Consider the following 23,339-nt stretch of genomic DNA (forward strand, 5'->3'; position numbering starts at 1 on the left):
CGGCGCCCCGAAGGGCGGCCGCAGGCCGGCGTGCCGGCGCCTCATGCCCACGCACCAGACGGTGACGAGGCCCGCGCGGCGCGCCGCCTTGAGGTTGCTCAGCCCGTCGTCGACGAGCGCGGCCTCGTGCGGACGCACGCCGAGCCGCGCGCAGAGCGCGAGGAGCATCGACACGGAGGGCTTGGGGCGCCAGTCGCCGAAGAGGCGCATGTCGGTGCTCGTCACCTCGGCTTCGAAGTAGCCTTTGAGGCCGAGCGCCGGGAGAAGCTTCGAGACGTAGCTTCTCGGGCCGTTCGTGAGGAGCACCTTGCGCCCGGAGAGGCGCTCCAACACGCCGCGCTGTCCGCGGACGTCCTTCAGGTACGGACGGTAGTCGAAGTCGTGCACCGCCGGGAGAAAGACGCGCGGATCAACGCCGTGGCGGCGCCACAGGCCGATGAAGGTCGAGCCGTACTCGCGCCAGTAGAGCTCGCGCACGCGGTTCGCCTCCGCTTCGGACATGCCGAGGCGCCGCATCAGGAAGTTGTTCATGAGGACGTGGACTTCACCGAGGATCCCCGCCGAAGAGGCGAGCAGCGTGTCGTCCATGTCGAAAAACCAGACGCGGGGAGCCGGACGCAAAAACGGCACGGCGCCCGTCCCGCAGGACGTCGGCCGTGCCGCTTCCAGAATTCCGCAGTCCCCGCGGCGTCCACAGTCGGGGCGTCGCGTGGTCATGCCGGTCAGTCTCCGTACATCTTCTGCTTGAGCTCGCGGCGCTGCTGCGCCTCGAGCGAAAGCGTCGCCGTCGGGCGGGCCATCAGGCGGGCCACGCCGATCGGATCACCGGTTTCCTCACAGTAGCCGTACTCACCGTCGTCGATGCGCTTGATGGCGGCCTGAACCTTCTTGAGCAGCTTGCGCTCGCGGTCGCGGGTGCGCAGCTCGAGCGCGTGCTCCTCCTCGATCGTCGCGCGGTCGGCCGGATCAGGGACAATCGTCGTTTCTCGCAGATTCACGGTCGTCTGATCGGCGTTGGCGCGCAGCTCGTGCTCCATGTTGGAGAGGCGACGGCGGAAAAACTCAAGCTGTTCGTCGTTCATGTAGTCGCCGTCCGACATCTTGAGGATTTCTTCTGCGGTGATAGCCTTTTTTGCGCCCATCTTTTCCCTTTCCTTTTGTTGTGCATCCGGCCGCCGGGTGACGTCAGCGTCCTGGCGGACTGTTGCGTCCGCCCGAGCCTCGGGGACTGAAACATCACCCGCAAAATCAGGCTGGAGCTCTTAAGCAGGAGTGCTTTATACCTAAAATCGCCCGGCGGTGCCACTGCCGGCGGGAAGCGCGTACCACCCCCGATGGGGGTGGTGCGCCCGGTAGCCGCAGAAGACGGGGCTTCAGGCGAGACAGGTGGTCAGGCCCTTGCGGATCGCCTCTTCGGGAAGGTTGCGTCCGATGAACACCAGACGCGAGGCGGGCTTGACGTCGCCCCAGGGACCGAGCACGTCACCGGCGGCGAGCATGTGCACGCCCTGGAAGACCACGCGGCGGTCCGTGCCCGTCACATAGAGCACGCCCTTGTAGCGGAGCAGGTCCGGACCGTAGACGCTCGTGAGCGACATGAGGTAGCGCTCGAGCTTCTGCGGATCAAAGGGCTTGTCGGAGTCGAAGACGAAGGAGTGGATGTCGTCGTTGTGATGGTGCAGATGGTGGTCGTCGTTGAGGAACTTCGGATCCACGTCGAGAACGTCGTTCATGTTGAAGCCGGCGATGTTGAGCACCACGTCCACCGGGCAATCGCCCATGTTGACGCGGCGGATCGGGGCGCGGGCGTTCATGCCGCGCAGGCGCGCTTCGAGCGCCGCGAGCTCCTCGGGCGTGACGAGGTCGCACTTCGAGACGAGGATGCGGTCGGCGAAGCCCACCTGGTCGCGGGCGTTGGCCTCTTCGTCGAGCGTCTTGGAGCCGTACTTGGCGTCCACGACCGTCACGACGCCGTCGAGGCGGAAGAAGGGCGCGACGGCGTCGTCCATGAAGAAGGTCTGCGCGACGGGGCCGGGGTTCGCAACGCCCGACGTCTCGAGCACGACGTAGTCGAAGTCGAGGTCGCCGCGCTCACGGCGGTGCCGCAGATCGGTGAGCACGCGCGAGAGGTCGCCGCGGATCGTGCAGCACACGCACCCGTTGCTCATGTTGACGATCTGCTCCTTGTTCTCGGTGACGATCAGATCGTTGTCGATGTTCTCCTCGCCGAACTCGTTCTCGATCACGGCGATGCGGAACTGATGGTTCTCCTTGAGGATGCGGTTGAGCAGCGTGGTCTTGCCCGCACCCAGAAAGCCCGTGAGAATGGTGACCGGAATCTCCGGCGACTGGGATTCTTCTACCTGCATTCGTATATTCCTCCGAAGAGGCCGGCGGCTTCAGAAGGACTCCGGGCGGCCGCCCGTGAGGAAGGCCGCCCGGCGGAGCTCCGCCGGCGTCAGGGCCGCACGGCGAGGTGCATGCCCTTGAGATATTCGCCCTCGGGACAGGTCATGAGGAGCGGATGATCCGCACCCGCGCCGAAGCGGCCAACCGCCCAGACGTTGCGCCGGGAGTCGATGACGGCGCCGGCGACGATCTTCTGGAAGAGATCCACGTCCACCGCGCCCGAGCACGAAAAGGTGAAAAGCTGTCCGCCCGGCTCGAGAAGCTTCAGCCCGTTGAGGTTGATGTCCTTGTACGCCCGGGCGGCGCGGTCCACATGATAGTGGCTCGAGGCGAACTTGGGCGGGTCGAGGATCACGAGGTCGAAGTGCTCGCCCGCGTCGCGCAGACGGCGCAGGCAGGTAAAGACGTCCTCGCAGATCCACTCGGCGCGGCCGCTGAAGTCGTTGCGTTCGGCGTTGGCGCGGGCCATGGCGAGCGCCTCCTCGGAGGAGTCCACGGAGACCACCTCGTCGGCGCTGCCCTTGAGGAGCGCGAGTGAGAAGCCGCCCGTGTAGCAGAAGCAGTTGAGCGCGCGCATGCCACGGCCGTGCACGCGGCGGAACTCCTCCGCGACGCGCTGCGCCGTGAGGCGGCTCTCGCGCTGGTCGATGTAGAAGCCCGTCTTGTGCCCGACGCGCACGTCAACGCCGTACTTCACGCCGTCCTCGACCACCTCGATCGCCTGCGGGGGCTCTTCGCCCGCAAGGAGTCCGGCGCGGATCTCCAGACCCTCGCGCTGGCGGGTCGCCGCGTCGGAACGGTCGAAGACGCCGCGGGCGCCCGTCGCCTCCATGAGCACGCGGCCGATGAGCGGGCGCCACGCCTCGACGCCGGCGGCCTGGAACTGCGTCACGAGCCAGTCGCCGTACTGGTCCACGATGAGGCCGGGCAGGCCGTCGGCCTCGCCGAAGACCACGCGCACGGCGTTCGTGCGCGCGAAGAGCGGCGCGCGGGCGGCGATCGCCTCGCGAAGGCGCCGTTCGATGAAGGCGTCGTCGATCACGTCCTTCTCGTCGTACGACCAGCAGCGGGCCCGCAGGGTCGAGGCGGGCGAGAAGGCCGCCCAGGCGAGGAACCTGCCGTTGTTCGCGAGCACGCGCACGGTTTCGCCGGGCTGGGGCTTGCCGACGACGCGCTGCACGGCGGTGTCGTAAACCCAGGGGTGGCGGCGCAGGAGCGACTTCTCCTTGCCCGCCTTCAAAATGAGGTCGGCCATTTTTTGTATTCCGTCGTTTGTTTGTGTGAATGGGGTGTCAGATTTCAATCGTGCCGGTGAAGACCACTTCGGCCGGGCCGATGAGCTTCAGGGTGGCGCCCGGCCCCGTCCAGGCGCAGGCGAGCGCGCCGCCGCGGGCGGCGAACTCGACGCGCGCGTCGAAGAGCCCGCGCATCAGACCGGAGGCCATCGCCGCGCTCGTGCCCGTGCCGCAGGCGAGCGTCTCGCCCGGGCCGCGCTCCCAGACGCGGATCTTCGCCGAAGAGGCCGAGAGGCGCTCGACGAAGCCCACGTTGACGCTCTCGGGGAAGAAGCTTTGGCGCTGCAGGAAGGGCCCGACCACCTCGACGGGCGCCTCGTCGACGTCGTCCACGAAGACCGTGGCGTGCGGGTTGCCCATGGTCGCGGCGGAGAACTCCACGTCCCCGTCGATGTCCGAGCAGTAGACCCGGTAGACGGGCAGGCGCCCCTCGAGGCGCGAGAAGAGCCCCTCGATGCGCAGCGGAATGCGCTCGGGCTCGAACCCCGGCTCGCCCATGTCGGCGACCATGCGGCCGTCGGCCTCGCGCCCGACCGAGATGCGGCCCTTCATCGTCTGGAAGGGAATGGAGCTCCCCGAGGCGTATCCGCGCTCGAGCGCGAAGCGGCCGATGCAGCGTGCGCCGTTGCCGCACTGCTCGACCTCACCGCCGTCGCTGTTGAAGATCCGGTAGCGCAGCGGCTCGCCCTCATGAAGGGGCTTCTCGAGAAGCAGCAGCTGATCGGCGCCGATGCCGAAACGCCGGTCGGCGAGGCGCCGCACGAGTTCGGGCGTCACGTCGAGGGGTTGAGCGACGGCGTCGAGCACGATGAAGTCGTTGCCCGCGCCCTGCATTTTGGTGAAGTGGATGGCTTTCATCGCCCTGGAAACCTCTTGAGGAAGAAAAGTTCGGTTCGTCTGCCGCGGCCTAGTAGACCGACGGCTCACCCTCGGGTCGGGTCTTGAAGCGCCGGTGCACCCAGAGGTACTGGTCGGGGTGGCGCCGGATGTAGCCCTCGAGCTCGCGGTTGAGCCGCGCCGTGTCGGCCGCCGGATCCGCCGTCGGGAAGTTCTCGAGCGGCGCGGTGATCTCAACGCTGTAGCCCTCGTCGGTCATCGTGGCGATGCACCAGAGGACCTTCGCGCGCATCACGCGCGCGAGGCGCGAGACCATCGGGATGGTGGCGGCTTCGACGCCGAAGAAGGGCGCGAAGATGGAGTTGCGCCGGCCGTGGTCCATGTCGGGCAGATAGTAGAAGGGCAGTCCCTCGCGCATCGCCTTCATCACGGGCCGCAGGTCGTTGTTGCCCGTCTTGGCAATGAGCACCGGGTTTGAGAAGCGCAGCCGCCCCTTGAGGAGCGCCTTGTCCCAGACCGGGTTGCTCTGCTTCTGGTAGAGCGACACGCCCCGCACGTAGGTGTTGAGGGCGATGCCGGCGGCGTCGAGCCCGGCGAAGTGGGGCGAGACGACGATCACCGGGCGGTTCTCCGGATTGAGGAGATGCTCGAGCCCCTTGAAGGAGACGAGACGCCGCACCTCCTCCTTCGAGCCCGTCCAGAGCGTGCCGTGGTCGACCGCCGCGCGCGCAAGGCGCACGTAGACGCGGCGGGCGAGCGCCCGGCGCTCCCCTTCGCTCATTTCCGGGAAGCACAGGCGCAGGTTCGTGAGGATGACGTGACGGCGCTTCGGGACGGCGATCCAGAAGAGCGCTGCGGCGCAGCGCGCCAGTCCCCAGCGCACGGACATGGGCAGCACGCGGAAGGAGCGGACGATCCGCACCCAGGCGCGCGAGCAAAGTTCATTGAAGGTCATAAGGATCTCAGGCCTTTTGGGCGAGCGGCGGCGCGCCCCGCGGGCGCTTGTAGCGGTTGTAGCTCCACGCGTACTGCTCGGGCATGCGGCGGATAATGTTCTCGATCATGGCGTTCATGCGGCGGCAGTCCTCGGCCGAGTCGCCCGTCAGGGGCTCGTCCCAGCACTCCGCGTCAAGCCGCCAGCCGTTCTTCGTGCGCACGCCCCAGGCGAAGATGCGCACGGCGTCGAACTGCGCTGCGACGCGCACCGGAAGCGTCATGGTGTAAGCGGGCCGCCCGAAGAAGTCCGCCCAGACGCCTTCGCCCGACGAGGGCACCTGGTCGGGGAGCGCTCCGAAGGTGTGGCCGCCGCGCAGGCTGCGGATCACGTGCTTCACGCCCGCGAGCGTCGTCGGCACGGCCTCGATGCCGGGCGCCTGACGCGCCTCGCCCACCACCGCGCGCAGGATCTCCTTGCGCGGCGGCCGGTAGAGGATCGTGATGCGCCGCCCCGTCTCCTTGAAGAACGTCCCGGCGAGCCACACTGGGAGCACTTCGAAGCACCCGACGTGCGGCGTCATGAAGACCACCGGACGGCCCGAGCGCATCGCCTCGCCGATGAGCCGCTCCGCGGCCGGCTCCACATCGACGCGCCCGAGCACCTCCTTGACGGGGCGGTACCAGACCCAGACGCTCTCCATCGCCTGGCGGCCCGCATTGCGGCCCGCCCGCGCGTAGATGCGGGGGTCCGAATAGCCCGCCGCGCGCATGTTCTCGCGCGTGCGGCGGCGGTAGCCGGGTGCAAGCCAGAAGGTGAGCTCGCCCACGAAGGCGCCGAAAAGCTGCAGAAAGCCGAGCGGGAGGCGCGCGGCGAGCGTGAGTAGCCGATGCATGCGGATAGGGAGAATGGAGTATGGGCGAATCTGCAATTTTACCGCCCCCGCCGCCCGAATCCGCACGCCCGGCGGTGACCTGCGCCCGCGGCGGCCGTCCGCGTGCGGGCACATGTCTGCATCAACTTTCCATTGTTTTCAAATGGTTGCGTAGTGACCAGGGAGCCGGTCCGCGGCCGGGCGGGTGGCGAAAAAATCCCTTCGGACGTCAGGTTTTCTTAATTGCCTCTGCTGTATCATTGCGCGCGTTCGCCGAGTTAACAGGACAACTTGCGGGGCGAAATACAAATACCGCTAAAGCGTCTCCCGCTTGGAGCCAAGACCAATGCGCAGAGCGCTTCCTCCCATCCAAACCTCCGGAGTGAATTTTGGCCATGGCCAGTGAATTTCTCTTTACCTCTGAGTCCGTCAGCGAAGGTCATCCCGACAAGGTCGCCGACCAGATTTCCGACGCCGTTCTCGACGCCTGCCTCGAGCAGGACCCGATGAGCCGCGTCGCCGCCGAAACCCTCTGCACCACGGGCCTCGTCGTGCTCGCGGGCGAGATCACCACGAACGCCTCGGTCGACTACATCGGCCTCACGCGCAACGTGCTCAAGAAGATCGGCTACGACAACACCGAATACGGCATCGACCACCGCGGCTGCTCCGTGCTCGTGGGCTACGACAAGCAGTCCGCCGACATCGCCCAGGGCGTCGATCACGCGATGGACGACGAGCTCAACCTCGGCGCCGGCGACCAGGGCCTGATGTTCGGCTTCGCCTGCGACGAGACGCCGACCCTGATGCCCGCGCCGATCTACTACGCCCATCGCCTGATGGAGCAGCAGAGCAAGGTCCGCAAGAACGGCACCCTGCCCTTCCTGCGTCCCGACGCGAAGAGCCAGGTGACGATGCGCTACCGCGACGGCCGTCCCGTCGGTGTGGACACGATCGTCATCTCCTCGCAGCACGCCCCCGAGATGTCCGACGGCGACAAGATGAAGCCCGAGTTCACCGAGGCCGTGGTCGAGCACATCATCCGCCCGGTGATCCCGGCCGAATGGCTCAAGGACACGAAGTTCCTCATCAACCCGACCGGCCGCTTCGTCGTGGGCGGCCCGCAGGGCGACTGCGGCCTCACCGGCCGCAAGATCATCGTCGACACCTACGGCGGCTACTGCCCGCACGGCGGCGGCGCCTTCTCGGGCAAGGACGCCACGAAGGTCGACCGCTCGGCCGCCTACGCCTGCCGCTACGTCGCGAAGAACATCGTCGCCGCCGGTCTCGCCACCTACTGCCTCGTGCAGGTCGCCTACGCGATCGGCGTCGCCGAACCGATGAACGTCACCGTCTTCACGAACGGCACCGGCCGCATCCCCGACGCGCAGATCGCCGAACTCGTGCGCAAGCACTTCGACCTGCGCCCGCGCGGCATCATCCAGATGCTCGACCTGCGCCGTCCGATCTTCTCGAAGACCGCCGCCTACGGCCACTTCGGCCGCGAGGAGCCGGAATTCACCTGGGAGAAGACCGACAAGGCCGAGGCGCTACGCGCCGCGGCGGGCCTCAGCTGAGGCTCCGCGTCCTGAAGCCCGCCCTACGCGGCGGGCCGGTCGTACGCCAGACGGGCGGCGCACTTCCCCCTGCGGAAGGCGCCGCCCGCTTCGTTCCGGCCGTATGATCCCTTCTACCCAATCTCTGCCGCGCCCTCCGCTCCCCGCGGAGGACGCCTCACCACTGACCATCCGAAGATGACCAAAAAACGCGTTCTCACCGGCATCAACACGACCGGCACCCTGCACATCGGCAACTACGTCGGCGCGATCCGTCCGGCGATTCAGGACAGCCGCGCCCCCGACGTGGAGAGCTTCTTCTTCCTCGCCGACCTCCACGCGCTCATCAAGTGCCAGGACCCGGCGCGCATCGAGCGCAGCCGCATGCAGATCGCCGCGACCTGGCTCGCCGCCGGCCTCGACCCGGAACGCGTCACGTTCTACCGTCAGAGCGACATTCCCGAAATCCCGCTCCTCTGCTGGATGTTCGACTGCGTGATGTCCAAGGGGCTTCTCAACCGCGCCCACGCCTACAAGGCCGCCGTCGACCAGGCAGTCGCCGCGGGGAAGGACCCCGACGCCGACGTCTCCATGGGACTCTTCTCCTACCCGGTGCTGATGGCCGCCGACATTCTGATGTTCAACGCCGAGGAGGTCCCCGTCGGCCACGACCAGCTCCAGCACCTCGAGATGGCCCGCGAGGCCGCGCAGCGCTTCAACAACCTCTACGCCTCGCCCGAGCACCCGTTCTTCGTGCTCCCGCAGGCGACGGGCGGCAGCGCCGTCGAAGTTCTCCCGGGTCTCGACGGGCGCAAGATGAGCAAGTCCTACAACAACGTGATTCCGCTCTTCGAGGGCGGCCGCGCCGCGCTCGATGCGGCCATCGCGCGCATCGTGACGGACAGCCGCGCCCCGGGCGAGCCGAAGGATCCCGAGAGCACCTCGCTCACGGTGATCTACGACGCCTTCGCCGCGCCCGAAGAGCGCGAAGCCTTCCGCGCCGAACTCCGCGGCGGCCTCGGCTGGGGCGAGGCGAAGAAGCGCCTCGCCGACAAGATCGACGCCGAGATCGGCCCGATGCGCGCCCGCTATGAAGACCTCATGGCGCACCCGGAGGTGCTCGAGGAGATCCTGCAGGAAGGCGCCCGCAAGGCCCGCGCGATCGCCACGCCCTTCATGGCCGAGCTGCGCCGCGCCGTGGGCCTCAAGGCCTTCACCGAAGGCGCCGCCGCGCGCGCCGCCGCGAAGAAGGCCGAAAAGAAGGCGAAGGCCGTCTTCAAGCAGTACCGCGAGAAGGACGGGCGCTTCTACTTCAAGCTCATCTCGCCCGCGGGCGAGGAGCTCCTCGTCTCGACGGGCTTCGACTCGGGCCGCGACGCGGGCGTCTGGGTCGGACGCCTCAAGAAGGAGGGCGAGGCGGCGCTTGAAGGCGCTCCTGTCGTCTTCGCTGAGGGCGTCGCGCGCGACGCCGTCGCGGCGGCGCTCCTCACCTTCATCGAGGATGAGGAGGCCTGACCGGGCGCTCTGATTTTTTTCATAATAATCACCACGAAAAGGCGGCTATAATGCCGCCTTTCGCTTCATGCGCCCTTTTCCGGGGCGTACGTGAAGCGCGTGCGGCTGCGGCCGAGGAGCGCTGCGACGGGACCCATCTCCCGCGAGGCTCGGCCCCGAGCACGAAACCTCTTCAAACGGCGCTCGACCATTTCCTCCAAGACTTCAAAATGGACGCTACCGAAAACTACGTCATCGCCGACCTCGGCCTCGCCGACTGGGGCCGCAAGGAAATTCAGATCGCCGAGGTCGAGATGCCCGGCCTGATGGCCATCCGCCGTGAATACGCCGCCGCACAGCCGCTCAAGGGCGCGCGCATCTCGGGGTCGCTGCACATGACCATCCAGACGGCCGTGCTGATCGAGACGCTCACCGCGCTCGGAGCCGAAGTCCGCTGGGCGAGCTGCAACATCTTCTCGACGCAGGACCACGCCGCCGCCGCGATCGTCAAGGACGGCGTCTCCGTCTTCGCGCGCAAGGGCGAGACGATCGAGGAGTACTGGTCCTACACGCACCGCATCTTCGAGTGGCCCGACGGGGGCTTCTCCAACATGATCCTCGACGACGGCGGCGACGCGACGCTCATGCTCCACCTCGGCGCGCGCGCCGAGAAGGATCCCTCCGTGGTCGCCCACCCGACCAACGAGGAGGAGACGGCGCTCTTCGCGCAGATCCGCGCGCACCTCGAGAAGGACCCGCACTGGTACTCCACGCGCCTTGAGAAGATCCTCGGCGTCTCCGAAGAGACCACGACCGGCGTGCACCGCCTCTATCAGATGCACGAGCGCGGCGAGCTGCGCATCCCGGCGATCAACGTGAACGACTCCGTCACGAAGTCCAAGTTCGACAACCTCTACGGCTGCCGCGAGTCGCTCGTCGACGGCATCAAGCGCGCCACCGACGTGATGGTGGCCGGCAAGGTCGCCGTCGTCGTGGGCTACGGCGACGTGGGCAAGGGCTGTGCGCAGGCGCTGCGCGCCCTCTCCGCCCAGGTCTGGGTCGTTGAAGTCGATCCGATCTGCGCGCTGCAGGCCGCGATGGAGGGCTACCGCGTCGTCACGATGGACTTCGCCAAGGACAAGGCCGACATCTTCGTCACCGCCACGGGCAACGTCCGCGTGATCACCCACGAGCACATGCTCGCGATGAAGAACGAGGCGATCGTCTGCAACATCGGGCACTTCGACAGCGAAATCGACGTCGCCTCGATGCGCGGCTACAAGTGGGAGAACATCAAGCCGCAGGTAGACCACATCACGCTGCCCTCGGGCAACCGCATCATCCTCCTCGCCGAAGGCCGCCTCGTGAACCTCGGCTGCGCCACGGGCCATCCGTCCTACGTGATGAGCTCCTCGTTCGCGAACCAGACCCTCGCGCAGATCGAGCTCTTCTGCCACCACGACCGCTATCCGGTGGGCGTGTACATCCTGCCGAAGCACCTCGACGAGAAGGTCGCGCGCCTGCAGCTCACGAACCTCAACGCCGAGCTCTCCGTGCTCACCGACGAGCAGGCCGCCTACATCGGCGTCAAGAAGGAAGGCCCCTACAAGCCTGAAAACTACCGCTACTGACCGTCGCAGACGGCGGCCCTGCGGGGCCGCCGCGCACGGCCCGGAAATCCCGGAAATCCCGAAAATCCCGGAGGGGCGAGAGCCTCTTCGGGATTTTTGTCTTCCCGTGCGTCGCCCGCAGGAGGCCGTGTCAGAAGACGCCCGCGTCCGTGATGATGAGGTCGAGCGGCAGATCGTGCGTCTCGAAGATGGACTCCTCCACCTCGTTCACGCCGTAGCCGAGGCCGAGCAGCCGCGGCGAGCAGCTCGTCTGCATCACGCGGGCGATGTAGCGGTCGAAGTAGCCTCCACCGTAGCCGAGCCGCCGGCGCGAGCGGCTCCAGCCGAGGCAGGGAATCACGAGCGCGTCGGGCACGACGCGCGGGCCCGTCGGCGCGGCGATGCCCGCCGCATCGGGCGCGAGCGGCTCGCCCGGCATCCACCGGCGGTACTCCATCTCCGAAGCATCGCGGTTGAGGCACCAGGGGAGCGCGAGCGACCGCCCCGGCGCCTCCCGCACCCAGCGGGCGAAGACCTCGCCCGCATCGGGCTCGCTCCCGATGGGCGAGTAGACGCCGAGCGTGAGCACGCGTCTCTCGTCCCGCAGCGCCCGTTCGAGCGCGCCGAGAAGCCCCTTGCGCGCATCCGGTCCAACGGCGCGCCGCAGCTCGCCCATGCGGCGGCGCACCAACAGCTTGTCCCCGCTCATCACGCCTCCTCCGTCTCTCTCCGCGGGGAGGTCCGCAGCCGGCCTTCCGGCGCATTCGTCCTCCCGCATCACTCCGCTATATTAGGCGCCTGTTCCCGGCTCCTCTGCTCCTTCCGCCCATCTCCATGCGCCGACTTTCCCTTGCGCCGATCGTTTTTGCGATGCTCGCGGCCTGCGCCGCCCATGCGGCCGCTGCCCCGGAGGCTGCGGCCGGTGCGGAGCCCGCATCGGAAGCGCGCCTCCCCGCGCCCGTCATGCCCGCGGGGCTCGTCTCCATTCCGATCGCAGAACGGCTGCAGTCGCTCGCCGCACGCGAAGACGCGCCGCGCGTCTGGGAGGAGGAGAACGCCGTCGGCGTGCATCCCGAAGAGGTAATCCGGCGCGCCGACGCAGCGCTCAAGACGCTCCTCACCCGCACGGAGCCCCTCGCCGGCGCCTCGCCCGCCGCGCCCGAAGCGGCCGCTCAGGCGGCCTACGCGGCCGCGCGCGTCACGGCAAGCCTCATCGAAAACCCGGTGGACGACCCGCTCGACGATGCGCTCCTCGCGCCGCACCCCGCTCCGCTCGACTACGTGCTCCTCGAGGCGAAGACCTGCTTCAGTCAGGGACGGCTCAAGGACCTCGAGGAGCTGCTGCCCCTGCTCGACGGCCACCCCCTGAGGAGCTACGCCGAACTCTGGCGCATCACGCTCGGACTGAAGGCCGCGCCCGACGATCCGGCCGCGCACTACGCCTTCGAGCGCTTCATCGAGCTCCATCGGGGCGAATACGTCGCCGAGCGCGCCGCAACGGACTACCTCGAGATCGCGGAGGACCGGCTCAACGCCGAAGCCTTCCACAAGATCTACGACCGGCTCGAGTGGAATCAGACCGAACCCGCCGTCGCGGCCTGGAAGGCCTACTACGACCTCGAGGAGGCCGTCGCGAAGAACCGCGGCCGCGCCGAGGCGCTCGCCGCCGCGAAGCGCCTCTACCGCGACGCCAGCCCCGTCTCGAAGACGCCCTTCAGGAAGCTCGGCGACGCCGTCGCCCGGGCGGACCGCTCCTGGCTCTGGACGCGTGTCGTGCTCCTCGTGCAGAAGGGAGCGGGCGCAGAGACGAAGCGCGCCCTCGCGGCGCTTCCCCGCCCGGAGCTTCCCGCGCCCATCGCCGAGCTCCACCTCATTCTCGACCGGCCGCAGACGTGGCTGCGGCGCCAGAAGCGCCTCGCGGCTCTCCCGCCGCGCCTTGCCGTCTTCGCCGCGCTCCGGCTCGCCCGCAGCGCCCCCGCCGACGCGGCCCGCGTCGCTCTGGCGGCGGTGGACCCGCAGGCGGGCGCCTTCTGGCGCACGCTCGTCTGGTCGCAGATCGGCTTCACGGCGACCACGCGGCTCGATCCTCGCGCGAACGACTGGTTCGCGCGCGCGGGCGACGCCCTGCCCCTCGACTCTCCGGCCGTTTCGAACCCCGGCCAAATCGCCGCCTGGCGCGCCCGGGCGGCCCTGCGTGCGGGCAACTGGTACGCGCTCGGCCGCTTCATCGACGCGATGCCCGCCGACGCCGCGCGCGGGGAGACCTGGATCTACTGGAAGGCGCGCTCGCTCGAGGCGCGCGGCCTCAAGGACCTCGCGCACCGTGAGTATGCGCGCATCGCCGACAACATCACCTTCTACGGCAAGCTCGCCGACGACGCCCTCGGACGCCCCTACGCCTTCTCGCGTCCGCCCGCGGCGATGCCCGCCGGGGACGCAGTCGCGCGCTGGGGGCGCAATCCGTCCGTGCAGCGCGCCGAAGCCTTCTACCGGATGAACCTCTTCTACGAGGGCCACCGGGAGTGGAACTGGGCGATGCGCGGCATCTCGCCCGAAGACGCCGTCGCGCTCGCCGCCTACGCCCGGCGCGAGCGGCTCATCCACCGCATGATCAACACGAGCATGAAGAGCGGCACGGCGCTCGTCGTGATCGAGCAGCGCTTTCCCCGTCCGCACGCCGCCCTGATCGAGCGCGCGGCGGCCGCGCAGCAGCTGCCCGCCGCCTGGATCTACGGTCTCATCCGGCAGGAGTCGCGCTTCATCCCGGCCGTGAGCTCCGCGGTCGGCGCCCGCGGCCTCATGCAGGTCATGCCTGGCACCGCCGCCTGGATGGCGCGGCACCTCGGCATCGAGAACTTCGCGCAGGCGCACCTCACCGGGCTCGAGATGAACCTCGTGCTCGGCACGGCCTACCTGCGCATGCTCGAGGAGGACATGGGTGGCAGCCGCGTGCTCGCCACCGCCGCCTACAACGCCGGCCCCAACCGCGCGCGCATCTGGCGCGACACGCTCAAGGACGCCATGGAGGCGGCCGTCTTCATCGAGACGATCCCCTACCACGAGACGCGCGAGTACGTGAAGAACGTCCTCGCGAACACCCACACCTACGCGATGCTCGAGAAGACGCCCGCCGAGCGCTTCACGACGCTCGCCGGCCGGGTTCTGCCCAACCTCGAGAAGACGGCCGACCTTCCCTGAACACCAACGCCATGCAGATCTACTCCGTCGGCGGCTACGTCCGCGACACGCTTCTCTCCGCCCGAGGGCTTCCCGTCGAACCGGGCGACCGCGACTGGGTCGTGGTGGGCGAGACGCCCGAAGCCATGGCCGCCCGAGGGTTCCTTCCCGTGGGCGGCGACTTTCCGGTCTTCCTTCACCCGAAGACGCACGAGGAGTACGCCCTCGCGCGCACCGAGCGCAAGACCGCGCCGGGGTACCACGGCTTCGTCTTCCACGCCGCGGCCGACGTGACGCTCGAAGACGACCTGCGCCGGCGCGACCTGACGATCAACGCCATCGCGATGGACGACCGCGGCCGCCTCATCGACCCCTACGGGGGCGTGGCGGACCTCGCGCGGGGCGTTCTGCGGCACGTGAGCGAAGCGTTCTGCGAGGATCCCGTGCGCATCCTGCGCGCGGCGCGGTTCGCGGCGCGCTTCCCGGGCTTCTCCATCGCCCCGGAGACGCTCGCCCTCATGCGCCGGATGGTGGAGGCGGGCGAAGCCGACGCGCTCGTGCCCGAGCGCGTCCTCGCCGAATTCACCAAGGGGCTTTCGGCCCCGCAACCCTGCCGCATGCTCGACGTGCTCTGCGCGTGCGGCCTCTGGCGGCGCCTCTACCCGCAGGTGCGCCTCACGGGTCTCATGCGCGCGCGGCTGCACCGCGCCTGCCGGCGCGGGCTGCCCCTTCCCCTGCGGCTCGCCGCGCTCGCCTCGGGCCTTCCCGACGGCCGCTCGGCGAAGGCCTTCCTCGCGGGGCTGCGCGCGAGCGCCGAGGCTCAGGACCTCGCGCAGATCCTCGGCGACTGGACGCCCCGGCTCCACGCGCTCTCCACGCCCGAAGAGACGGCGGAGCTCTTTCGCGGCTGCGACGCACTGCGGCGCCGCGCGCGCATGGAGATGCTCCTCGAGTACCGTGAGAAGGCGCTCGAATCCGAAGGCCGAGGAATGGCGGACGACGCGCGCCTCAGGCGCGCGCTCGACGCGTGGTGTTCAGTCGATGCGGGCGCCGCGGCGCGCACCGCCCCCACACCGCGGGAGATACCCCTGCGGGTGCTCGAAGCCCGCCGCGAGGCGCTTCGCGCCGCCTGGGGCTAGAAGAGCAGTTTGGCGAGCACGAGGGCGAGCACCGCAAGGAGAATGGTGCTCATGAAGGGGAGCTCGACCTCGCGGCCGAGCACGCGGAAGTTCAGGTCTCCGGGCAGCCGCCCGAGGCCGAAGCGCTTCAGTGCGGGCATGGCGCCCAGAAGCAGAAGAAGAATGATGAAGATGACGATAGCCCAGCGCATGGTCCGCTCATTCTATCGGACCCCCGCACTCGCCCTAGAATGACGCTCCTCCGGACGCATCCCTCCCCTCGAAGCCCCATGTCACTTCCGACCCCCGAATCCCTGCGCGCGACCTGCCGCCGGATCTTCCTGCGCGGCCTTCGGCTCTCGTGCCGCATCGGCGCCTACGACCACGAACGCACGGCGCCGCAGTCCCTCCTGATCGACTGCGACCTGTGGGTGCGGCTCGACGCCTCGACGAGCAGCCGCGACGCGCTCGAAGACGTCTTCAACTACGACGACGCCGTCGCGGTGCTGCGCGAGGAGGCCGCCCGCGGCCACACGGACCTGCAGGAGACGCTCCTCGACCGCATGATCGAGCGGCTCTGCGCGCTCCCGGGCGTCGAGCTCGTGCGGCTTGCGACCGCCAAGCCCGAAGCCTATCCGGACGTGCAGGCGGTCGGTATTGAAACCTGGCGTGCGCCCTCGTCCGCCATGCATAACTCATGAGCAACATGACTGAGAACACGATCCCCATCTTCTCGGCGCCCACGGGCGAGACCCCGCCCTCGGAGCGCAACCGCAAGTCCGTCTCCCAGAAGAAGCTCGAAAAGCGCGTCGTCCGCCTCACCGGCCAGGCGATCACGGACTTCGGCATGATCAACGAAGGCGACAAGGTGATGGTCGCGATGAGCGGCGGCAAGGACAGCTACGTGCTCCTCGACACCTTGAAGACCCTTCAGGCCCGCGCGCCGATCCACTTCGACCTCCTCGCCGTCAACGTCCACCAGCACATTCCGGGATTCCCGCTCGAACAACTCCGCGGGTTTCTTGAATCCTCGGGCGTGCCGTACCACATCGAAGATCAGGACACGAACAGCCTCATCCAGAAGCTCATCCCCGAAGGCCGCAACGTCTGCTCGCTCTGCGCGCGCCTGCGCCGCGGCATCCTCTACCGCGTCGCGCGCGAACACGGCTGCAACAAGATCGCCCTCGGCCACCACATGGACGACATCGTGAGCACGCTGCTGCTCAACCTCTTCTACGGCGGCCGCCTCAAGGCGATGCCCCCGGCGCTGCTCAACGACCGCAAAGACTGCATCGTCATCCGTCCGCTCGCCTACGTGCGCGAGTCCGAGACGGAGAAGCTCGCGCGCATCCGCGGCTATCCGCTCGCGACCAAGGGCATCTGCGGCGCGGGCGAGAACCTCAAGCGCCAGGAGATCAAGGCACTCATGAAGTCCTGGGATCGCGAGTTCCCCGGGCGCATCTACAACATCTTCATGAGCCTCACGCGCGTCTCGCCTTCGCACCTGCTCGACCAGTCGCTCTACGACTTCCGCGCCTTCAAGCCCCTGCTGCCCGCAGCCGCGGCGCCCGCCGAAGACGACTGAGCGCCCGTTTCGCCCGCCGGGCGGCCTCGGCTAGAATTCTCCCCGTAGACAAAAGGCCGCAGGAGCGGCCCGCCTCTCCGAGGCTCCCCATCGACCCATCGTTCCCACCCGTCACGATCTTCAAATGAGAACCCGTTCGCTGAAAGTCATCGACATGGCCGTCCACAAGGTGGCCACCACCACTCCGGAGAAGACCATTCAGGAATGCGCCGTCCAGATGCGCCGCGAGCACGTCGGCAGTCTGGTCGTCATTGATGAGAACGCCAAGCCCCTCGGCATGATCACCGACCGCGACATCACCATTGAGGGCGTCGCGAAGGGGCTCGACCTCACCCGCACGTCCGTGAGCGATCTGATGACCGCCCCGGTCGTCACCGCCGCGGAGAACGAAGGCATGGTGGTTGCGCTCGCCCGCATGCGCGAGAACGGCATCCGCCGCCTGCCCATCGTGGATGAATCCGGCCGGCTCGTCGGCGTGATCACCAACTCGAACCTCATCAAGGAGCTCTCCGAACTGCTCGACAGTCTCGTGCGCAACATCAGCTCCTCGAAGACGCGCGAAGTGGCGCTGCGCTCCGAATAAGCGCCCCCGCCCCGGCCCGACGGAAAACCCGCCCGGCTCTCGTCGAGAGAGTCCGGGCGTTTTTATTCGTCCCTATACCGTCAATGTTCCACGTGAAACATCGAGGCCTCCACAGACCGTGGTTGTTCCACGTGGAACAAAAAAACGGAGCGCCCGGGAGGTGGACCCGGGCGCTCCTGCTTCTTTCGGCGAAGGCTCCGCGCGGGCGGAGTCTTCGGGCTACTTCTTCGGCTGCTGCGCGAGGAAGCGCGGCACGACGGGCGGGTCGAGCTCATTGGCGAGAAGCGGCGGCACACGGCTCTCGGCCGTCTCGAACATCGCGCTCGCGCGTCCGACGATGAGCGGATCCACGGCGCCCACGGCCTTGAGGTCGCGGTTGGCGTAGGGAATGAGGCGCAGCACATAGCGCATGGCGTTCAGGCGGGCGCGTTTCTTGTCGTCGGACTTGATCACCGTCCAGGGCGCCTCGGGCGTGTCGGTGGCGAAGAACATCGCCTCCTTCGCCCGGGTGTAGTCGTCCCACTTGTTGCGCGACGCCTCATCGATGGGCGAGAGCTTCCAGCGCTTCAGGGGCGAAACCTTGCGCTCGCGGAAGCGCCGCTCCTGCTCCTCGCGGGAGACGGAGAACCAGAACTTGATCACGTAGGTGCCCGAGCGCACGAGGTTGCGCTCGAATCCGGGCACCTCGCGCATGAACTCGTAGTACTCCTCTTCGGTGCAAAAGCCCATCACGCGTTCGACGCCGGCGCGGTTGTACCAGGAGCGGTCGAAGAAGACGATCTCGCCGCAGGTGGGCAGATGCTCGACGTAGCGCTGGAAGTACCACTGGCCGCGTTCGCGCTCCGTGGGCTTGTCGAGCGCCACCACGCGCGCGCCGCGCGGATTGAGGTGCTCCATGAAGCGCTTGATCGTGCCGCCCTTGCCGGCCGCATCGCGCCCTTCGAAGATGATGACGACCTTCTGTCCGGTCTCCTTCACCCAGGCCTGCAGCTTGAGGAGCTCGACCTGAAGGCGGAACTTCTCGGCCTCGTATACGCTGCGGCGCATGCGGTTGACGTAGGGATAGGCGCCGTTGAGCCAGTTGGGGTTGAGCTCGTTCTCCTCCCGGTTCTTCTTCTCCTCGCGCTCCTTGTGCTTTTCCGTGAGCTCTTCGATGAGTTCGCGCAGAATGACCGCGCGGTCCTCCTCGGACTGCCCGGAGAGGATCTCGTCGATGAGCTCCTGCTTGCGGTTGAAGGCCCGTTCGGTCTGCGTGCGGCGGATGTGGTTGAGCACGTCGCGCACGTTGCGAAAGCGCGGCGGCCGGTCGATCTTTTCGTTGGCGTAGAGCGGCGCGGCGGGAGCGGAGTCGGAGGCGGGCGCCGGTGCGGGCGGAGAAACGGCTGGCTTCGTGTCTTTCTTCTCTTCTGTCATCGTTGCTCCTCAATGGGATTGCGGACGGGGCGCCGTCCGAAGCGGCCCGCCCGCGGTGAAAAATCAGTCCGACGACTCCCCGGCGGCGTCTCTGAGCGAAAGCAGAAACGCATAGATCTCCTGCCGGGGGCGTCCAGTGCGTCGCGCCGCGATGGCGGCGAGCCTGGAGGCGGGCATCTCCGGGGCGAGATCGCGCAGCCAGGCCTCGTCCTCCGGAAGCAGCGTCTGCGGCCTCGGAGGCTCTTCATCCACCAAAACAACATACTCTCCCCGCGGCTCGTGCGCATCGGCGAATTGAACGAGATCGGCCGCGCGCAGGGAAATGATCGTTTCAAATTTCTTCGTGAGCTCCCGGGCGACGACCACGCGGCGCTCCGGAGCGAGCTGCGCGCCGAGCTCGTGCAGAAGGTCGAGGATGCGGTGCGGCGCCTCGTAGAGCACGAAGGGCTCGAGGCGGCTGCGCAGACCGGCGACGGCGTCCCGGCGCTGCTTGGGCTGCGGCGGCAGAAAGCCGATGAAGGAGAAGCCCGCGCCGAGAAGCCCCGCAGCGGAGAGCGCCGTCACCGCGGCCGAAGGGCCGGGGACGGGAATGATCCGGCGGCCGAGGCCGCGCAGGTACTCCACCGCCCGGGCGCCGGGGTCGGAGACGGCGGGCGTGCCCGCATCGGTCACGAGCGCGACGCGCTCGCCCGCGGCGAGCAGCGCTTCAATTTGCTCCGCTCCGTGGCGTTCGTTATGCTCACGAACCGAGAGAAGCTTCGCCTCGATGCCGAAGCGTTCGAGGAGCTTGCGGGTCTCGCGCGTATCCTCCGCCGCAATGGCGTCCACCTTGGACAGCACCCAGAGCGCCCGCAGCGTGATGTCCCCCATGTTGCCGATCGGCACGCCGACGACGTAGAGCGCCGCCGCAGGAAGCTCCTGACAGGGCAGACCCGCCGCCTGCATCAGGACATCATCAGACCAAAGATTGTTTAGGGAATTCATGCCGTTTTCTCGTCGTAACTTCGTTTTTTCCGTGGGCCTTCTGGCGCTAGGTAGTTTAAGCGCAGCCTACGCCGCTCAAGAAACCGAAACCGGCAGTCAGCCTGAACCTCAGCCCGCCGCCGCGGAGGTGTCCGCCCCGTCGCGGCAACTCACCATCGCGCTCCTGATGCCGCCCGACGACTCGCCGTTCCTGGCGGCGGCCCGCATCGTCGGCAACGGTCTTTCGGCCGCGAACGCCGCGAGCGCGCGCCCCGCCAACCTTCTGATGATCGAGGCGCAGAAGGGCGCCACGATCCACGACCAACTTCAGGCGGCCGTGCTCGCGGGCGCCGACGTCGCCGTCGGCCCGATCGAGCGCGAGGCGGTCGTGCGGCTCGCCCACGAAGCGTCGCTGCCGCTCCCGGTCGTCGCGCTCAACGCCGCTCCCGGCAAGGCCGCGCCCGAAAACCTCATCATGCTCTCGGTCTCCACGGAGGCCGAGGCCGAATGGATCGCCCGGCTCGCCGTGCGGGCGCTGCCCGCGCACACGACGTCGGGGGCGCTTCCCAAGGTCGCCGTGATCACGGGCGCGAGCAGCTGGGAGACGCGCATCCGCGACGTCTATGAGAAGACGCTCAAGGCCGCCGGAATCGCCTTCGACGTCTTCCCGCTCGACGTCGCCGCCCTCGATGATCTGCAAAAGCGCCTCGAGCCGCAGCTCTCCGAGGCCGATGCGCTGCACCTTGCAGAGGCAAGCCGCGAGGCGCTCGCCAAGGCGACCGACGATGCGTCGCGCCGCCGCGCCGCCAAGGCGGCCCTCCGGGAGCGGCGCACCCTGATCGCCGCCTCCGAGCCGCCCTATCAGGCGGCGCTCCTTGCGCTCTCCGCGCAGGACGCGGGGCTCGTGCGCAACCGGCTGCCGCAGCGCATGCGCGTCTGGGCGACCTCGGCGAGCAACCCGGGCGACCCGCTCACGAGCTCGACGGCGACCACCCTCGCCTACGACCTCGACGAACTCGTCTTCAGCGAATGCCCGCTCGTCGTGCGCTACGACGCCGCGGGGTTCGAGGCGCGCTTCGCCGCCGCCATGCCCTACTCGCTCTCGGCGAAGCGCCTCTTCGCACTGGGCGCCGACGCGCGTGAGATCGCGGCGCAGTGGTCCCAGAAGAAGACCATCATCCAGTATTCAGGCGAGACGGGACGGCTCGAGCTCAATCGGCTCGAGAGCCCGGTGGTCGCACGCGAGCCGCAGACCGTCGTCGTCACGCACGGCCGGCTCGTGGAGATCGACCCGCAGGCGGCCTCCCGCGAGGTTCTGCCCGCCGTCGAGCCGCCGCCCGACCCGAGCACGATGACCTTCGTGAACGTCCGCGAGATGGAGCACAACGTGCGCCGCGAAGGCGTGAAGAGCATCATCCTCGATGACCCGGGCGCCGGACCCGCCCCCACGCCGATGCTGCCGAATGCGGCGCCCGCACGGCGTCCCGCCGCTCCGGCCGCCTCCGTCCTCCCGGGCGTGCCGCTCACGCCGGAAGCCGTGCCGCAGATCCCCTGATCCGCGTCCCGCCTTCATCCCGTCACCGCGGGCCGGCCCCTGAAAGCGCGCCGGCCCCTTTTCATTTCATTCCTCCCGACTCATGGCCCTCATCACCCTTTCCGACGCCCATCTCGCCTTCGGCGACCTGCCGCTTCTCGACGAAGCCGCCCTTTCGATCGAACCCGGAGAGCGGGTCGGCCTGATCGGCCGCAACGGGACGGGCAAAAGCTCGCTTCTGTCCGTTCTCGCCGGCCGGCAGACGCTCGACGACGGACAGCTGCAGCGCCAGGACGGCCTCGTCGTGCACTACGTCGAGCAGGAGCCGGTGCTGCCCGAGGCGGCCACCATCAAAGAGAGCCTCATTCTGAGAGGCGGCATCGACGCGCTCGACGAGCGCGAAAAGTGGCGCCTCTACGCGAAGCTCGATGAAAACCTCTCGCGCTTCGCACTCAACCCGGACGCGGACCCGCACCTCTCCTCCGGGGGCGAACGCAAGCGCGCCGCCCTCGCGCTCGCCTTCACGCTCGCCCCGCAGCTCATGCTGCTCGACGAACCGACGAACCACCTCGACATGACGGCGATCGCACTCCTCGAATCGGTCTGTCGTGAGGAGCTCAAGAACCAGCGCTCGCTCGTCGTGATCACCCACGACCGCGCCTTCCTCGACAACGTCGCGACGCGCATCGTCGAACTTGACCGTGGCACGCTGCGCTCCTACCCGGGGAACTTCTCCGCCTACGAGTCCCGCAAGGAGGAGGAGCTCGCCGCCGAGGCGCTCGAGCGTCGGCGCTTCGACAAGTTCTGGGCGCAGGAGGAGGTCTGGATCCGCAAGGGCATCGAGGCGCGCCGCACCCGCAACGAAGGACGCGTGCGCCGGCTCGAGCAGCTGCGCCGCGAGCGCGCGGCCCGGCGCGACCAGATGGGCTCGATCCGCCTCGCGATCGACGCGGGCGAAAAGAGCGGCAAGATCGTCGCCGAAGTGACGGGCCTTACGAAGCGCTTCGGCGAGCGCACCGTCGTGAAGGACCTCGACTTCACGCTCATGCGCGGCGACCGGCTCGGCCTCATCGGCCGCAACGGCGCGGGCAAGAGCACGCTCATCAAGCTGCTGCTCGGACGCATCGCCCCCGACGCGGGGAAGGTGAAGCTCGGCACGAACCTCAAGATCGCCTACTTCGATCAGCTCCGCGAGCAGCTCGACCTCACGAAGACCGTCGCCGAGACGATTGCTCCGGGCTCGGACTGGGTCGAGATCGCGGGCGAGCGCAAGCACGTGATCGCCTACCTCGGCGACTTCCTCTTCCCGCCGCGGCGCGCCAACGTTCCCGTGAGCTCCCTCTCCGGGGGCGAGCGCAACCGCCTGCTCCTCGCGCGCCTCTTTGCGCTCCCCGCGAACCTCCTCGTGCTCGACGAACCGACGAACGACCTCGACATCGACTCGCTCGAACTTCTCGAGCAGACGCTCGCCTCATACCCGGGCACGATCATCCTCGTGAGCCACGACCGGCGCTTCCTCGACAACGTCGTCACCGAGGTGCTCGCCCCCGACGGGGACGGTCATTGGCGCGAATACGTGGGCGGCTACGCGGAGTGGTTCGCACAGCGCCCGAAGGCGCCCGAACCGAAGAAGTCCGAGGCGCCCAAAGCCGAGGAGCGCCGGCCTCGTCCGGCCGCGCCGCAGAAGGTGAAGCTCTCCTGGCGCGAGGCGCGTGAACTCGAGAGCCTTCCCGAAACGCTCGAGAAGCTCGAGGCCGAGCAGCAGGCGCTCATCGAGCGCATGAGCGCCGCGGACTACCACGCCAAGCCCGTCGAGGAGCTCAAAGGCGACAAGACGCGCCTCGATGAGCTCGAGCGCGAGATCGCCCAAGGCTGGGCGCGTTGGGAGGAGCTCTCCGCGAAGGAGGAGGCCGCGAACAAGGCCTGAGCCCGGTGAAGACCGCGCAAGGATGCGCGG

At 68.3% G+C, this 23,339-nt stretch carries 21 protein-coding genes and 1 riboswitch; of the genes, 10 read left to right on the forward strand and 11 right to left on the reverse strand.

Annotation, left to right across the window (positions count from 1 at the left end; all coding sequences use genetic code 11):
- The 7 genes from ACT6Y9_RS01550 to ACT6Y9_RS01580 form a co-directional block, all read right to left on the reverse strand.
- A partial coding sequence (locus ACT6Y9_RS01550; protein WP_443743268.1) for an HAD-IA family hydrolase occupies window positions 1-588 on the reverse strand: 588 nt, incomplete at its 3' end.
- A 134-nt stretch (window positions 589-722) separates the two neighbouring features.
- The gene (dksA, locus tag ACT6Y9_RS01555; protein WP_295479120.1) at window positions 723-1,142 is read right to left on the reverse strand and encodes an RNA polymerase-binding protein DksA; all 420 of its coding nucleotides are present in this window, start codon (window positions 1,140-1,142) and stop codon (window positions 723-725) included.
- A gap of 231 nt (window positions 1,143-1,373) precedes the next feature.
- Entirely contained in the window at window positions 1,374-2,369 is a 996-nt protein-coding gene (locus tag ACT6Y9_RS01560; RefSeq protein WP_295477180.1) for a CobW family GTP-binding protein, read from the reverse strand.
- A gap of 89 nt (window positions 2,370-2,458) precedes the next feature.
- Window positions 2,459-3,664 carry a class I SAM-dependent rRNA methyltransferase gene (locus ACT6Y9_RS01565; protein ID WP_443743269.1) on the reverse strand — a complete coding sequence of 402 codons (1,206 nt, stop codon included), beginning with the start codon at window positions 3,662-3,664 and terminating at the stop codon, window positions 2,459-2,461.
- A gap of 37 nt (window positions 3,665-3,701) precedes the next feature.
- The gene (dapF, locus tag ACT6Y9_RS01570; RefSeq protein WP_443743270.1) at window positions 3,702-4,562 is read right to left on the reverse strand and encodes a diaminopimelate epimerase; all 861 of its coding nucleotides are present in this window, start codon (window positions 4,560-4,562) and stop codon (window positions 3,702-3,704) included.
- A gap of 49 nt (window positions 4,563-4,611) precedes the next feature.
- A complete protein-coding gene (locus ACT6Y9_RS01575; protein ID WP_443743271.1) occupies window positions 4,612-5,496 on the reverse strand; it encodes a lysophospholipid acyltransferase family protein in 885 nt (294 codons plus the stop codon).
- A gap of 7 nt (window positions 5,497-5,503) precedes the next feature.
- Window positions 5,504-6,370, reverse strand: coding sequence for a lysophospholipid acyltransferase family protein (locus tag ACT6Y9_RS01580; protein WP_295477172.1), 867 nt, complete (start codon window positions 6,368-6,370; stop codon window positions 5,504-5,506).
- A 374-nt stretch (window positions 6,371-6,744) separates the two neighbouring features.
- On the opposite strand from ACT6Y9_RS01580, the gene metK reads away from it, so the two are divergent.
- The 3 genes from metK to ahcY all read left to right on the forward strand — a co-directional run bounded on the left by metK (window position 6,745) and on the right by ahcY (window position 11,030).
- Window positions 6,745-7,926: a methionine adenosyltransferase gene (gene metK / locus ACT6Y9_RS01585; RefSeq protein ID WP_295477170.1), complete on the forward strand. Its 1,182-nt coding sequence runs from the start codon at window positions 6,745-6,747 to the stop codon at window positions 7,924-7,926.
- Between the two features lie 177 nt (window positions 7,927-8,103).
- Window positions 8,104-9,420, forward strand: coding sequence for a tryptophan--tRNA ligase (locus ACT6Y9_RS01590; RefSeq protein ID WP_443743272.1), 1,317 nt, complete (start codon window positions 8,104-8,106; stop codon window positions 9,418-9,420).
- Between the two features lie 107 nt (window positions 9,421-9,527).
- Window positions 9,528-9,612, forward strand: a riboswitch (S-adenosyl-L-homocysteine riboswitch).
- A gap of 17 nt (window positions 9,613-9,629) precedes the next feature.
- On the forward strand, window positions 9,630-11,030 hold the full coding sequence (ahcY, locus tag ACT6Y9_RS01595; protein ID WP_295477166.1) for an adenosylhomocysteinase: 1,401 nt from the start codon (window positions 9,630-9,632) through the stop codon (window positions 11,028-11,030).
- Window positions 11,031-11,160: 130 nt separating this feature from the next.
- Here the strand turns inward: ahcY and ACT6Y9_RS01600 are convergent, their stop codons facing one another.
- Window positions 11,161-11,718, reverse strand: a complete 558-nt coding sequence (locus tag ACT6Y9_RS01600; protein ID WP_443743273.1) for a 5-formyltetrahydrofolate cyclo-ligase — start codon at window positions 11,716-11,718, stop codon at window positions 11,161-11,163.
- Between the two features lie 125 nt (window positions 11,719-11,843).
- Between ACT6Y9_RS01600 and ACT6Y9_RS01605 the strand changes: the two genes are divergently transcribed.
- Together ACT6Y9_RS01605 and ACT6Y9_RS01610 are read left to right on the forward strand one after the other, a co-directional pair.
- Window positions 11,844-14,207 (forward strand): transglycosylase SLT domain-containing protein, encoded by a 2,364-nt coding sequence (locus ACT6Y9_RS01605; protein WP_443743274.1) that lies wholly within the window; start codon window positions 11,844-11,846, stop codon window positions 14,205-14,207.
- 11 nt (window positions 14,208-14,218) lie between these two features.
- Window positions 14,219-15,325, forward strand: coding sequence for a CCA-adding protein (locus tag ACT6Y9_RS01610; protein ID WP_443743275.1), 1,107 nt, complete (start codon window positions 14,219-14,221; stop codon window positions 15,323-15,325).
- Here ACT6Y9_RS01610 and ACT6Y9_RS01615 read toward each other — a convergent pair.
- The gene (locus ACT6Y9_RS01615) at window positions 15,322-15,516 is read right to left on the reverse strand and encodes a DUF2905 family protein (protein ID WP_295477158.1); all 195 of its coding nucleotides are present in this window, start codon (window positions 15,514-15,516) and stop codon (window positions 15,322-15,324) included. The genes ACT6Y9_RS01610 and ACT6Y9_RS01615 overlap by 4 nt on opposite strands.
- A gap of 78 nt (window positions 15,517-15,594) precedes the next feature.
- Between ACT6Y9_RS01615 and ACT6Y9_RS01620 the strand changes: the two genes are divergently transcribed.
- The 3 genes from ACT6Y9_RS01620 (at window position 15,595) to ACT6Y9_RS01630 (ending at window position 17,472) form a co-directional block, all read left to right on the forward strand.
- Window positions 15,595-16,005, forward strand: coding sequence for a dihydroneopterin aldolase (locus ACT6Y9_RS01620; RefSeq protein ID WP_443743276.1), 411 nt, complete (start codon window positions 15,595-15,597; stop codon window positions 16,003-16,005).
- Between the two features lie 5 nt (window positions 16,006-16,010).
- Window positions 16,011-16,889, forward strand: coding sequence for a tRNA 2-thiocytidine(32) synthetase TtcA (gene ttcA, locus ACT6Y9_RS01625; RefSeq protein WP_443743277.1), 879 nt, complete (start codon window positions 16,011-16,013; stop codon window positions 16,887-16,889).
- Between the two features lie 124 nt (window positions 16,890-17,013).
- Window positions 17,014-17,472 carry a CBS domain-containing protein gene (locus ACT6Y9_RS01630; protein WP_443743278.1) on the forward strand — a complete coding sequence of 153 codons (459 nt, stop codon included), beginning with the start codon at window positions 17,014-17,016 and terminating at the stop codon, window positions 17,470-17,472.
- A 219-nt stretch (window positions 17,473-17,691) separates the two neighbouring features.
- Here ACT6Y9_RS01630 and ppk2 read toward each other — a convergent pair whose 3' ends face one another.
- Complete coding sequence (gene ppk2 / locus ACT6Y9_RS01635) at window positions 17,692-18,885, reverse strand: polyphosphate kinase 2 (RefSeq protein ID WP_443743279.1); 1,194 nt, start codon at window positions 18,883-18,885, stop codon at window positions 17,692-17,694.
- Window positions 18,886-18,948: 63 nt separating this feature from the next.
- Complete coding sequence (gene rsmI / locus ACT6Y9_RS01640) at window positions 18,949-19,869, reverse strand: 16S rRNA (cytidine(1402)-2'-O)-methyltransferase (RefSeq protein ID WP_295477147.1); 921 nt, start codon at window positions 19,867-19,869, stop codon at window positions 18,949-18,951.
- A gap of 127 nt (window positions 19,870-19,996) precedes the next feature.
- Between rsmI and ACT6Y9_RS01645 the strand changes: the two genes are divergently transcribed.
- Both ACT6Y9_RS01645 and ACT6Y9_RS01650 read left to right on the forward strand, forming a co-directional pair.
- On the forward strand, window positions 19,997-21,403 hold the full coding sequence (locus ACT6Y9_RS01645) for a penicillin-binding protein activator (protein WP_443743280.1): 1,407 nt from the start codon (window positions 19,997-19,999) through the stop codon (window positions 21,401-21,403).
- Between the two features lie 82 nt (window positions 21,404-21,485).
- Complete coding sequence (locus ACT6Y9_RS01650; protein WP_443743281.1) at window positions 21,486-23,309, forward strand: ATP-binding cassette domain-containing protein; 1,824 nt, start codon at window positions 21,486-21,488, stop codon at window positions 23,307-23,309.
- The last annotated feature ends 30 nt before the right edge of the window (window positions 23,310-23,339 follow it).

It is taken from the genome of Sutterella sp. (assembly GCF_052272535.1).
Lineage (GTDB): Bacteria > Pseudomonadota > Gammaproteobacteria > Burkholderiales > Burkholderiaceae_F > Sutterella.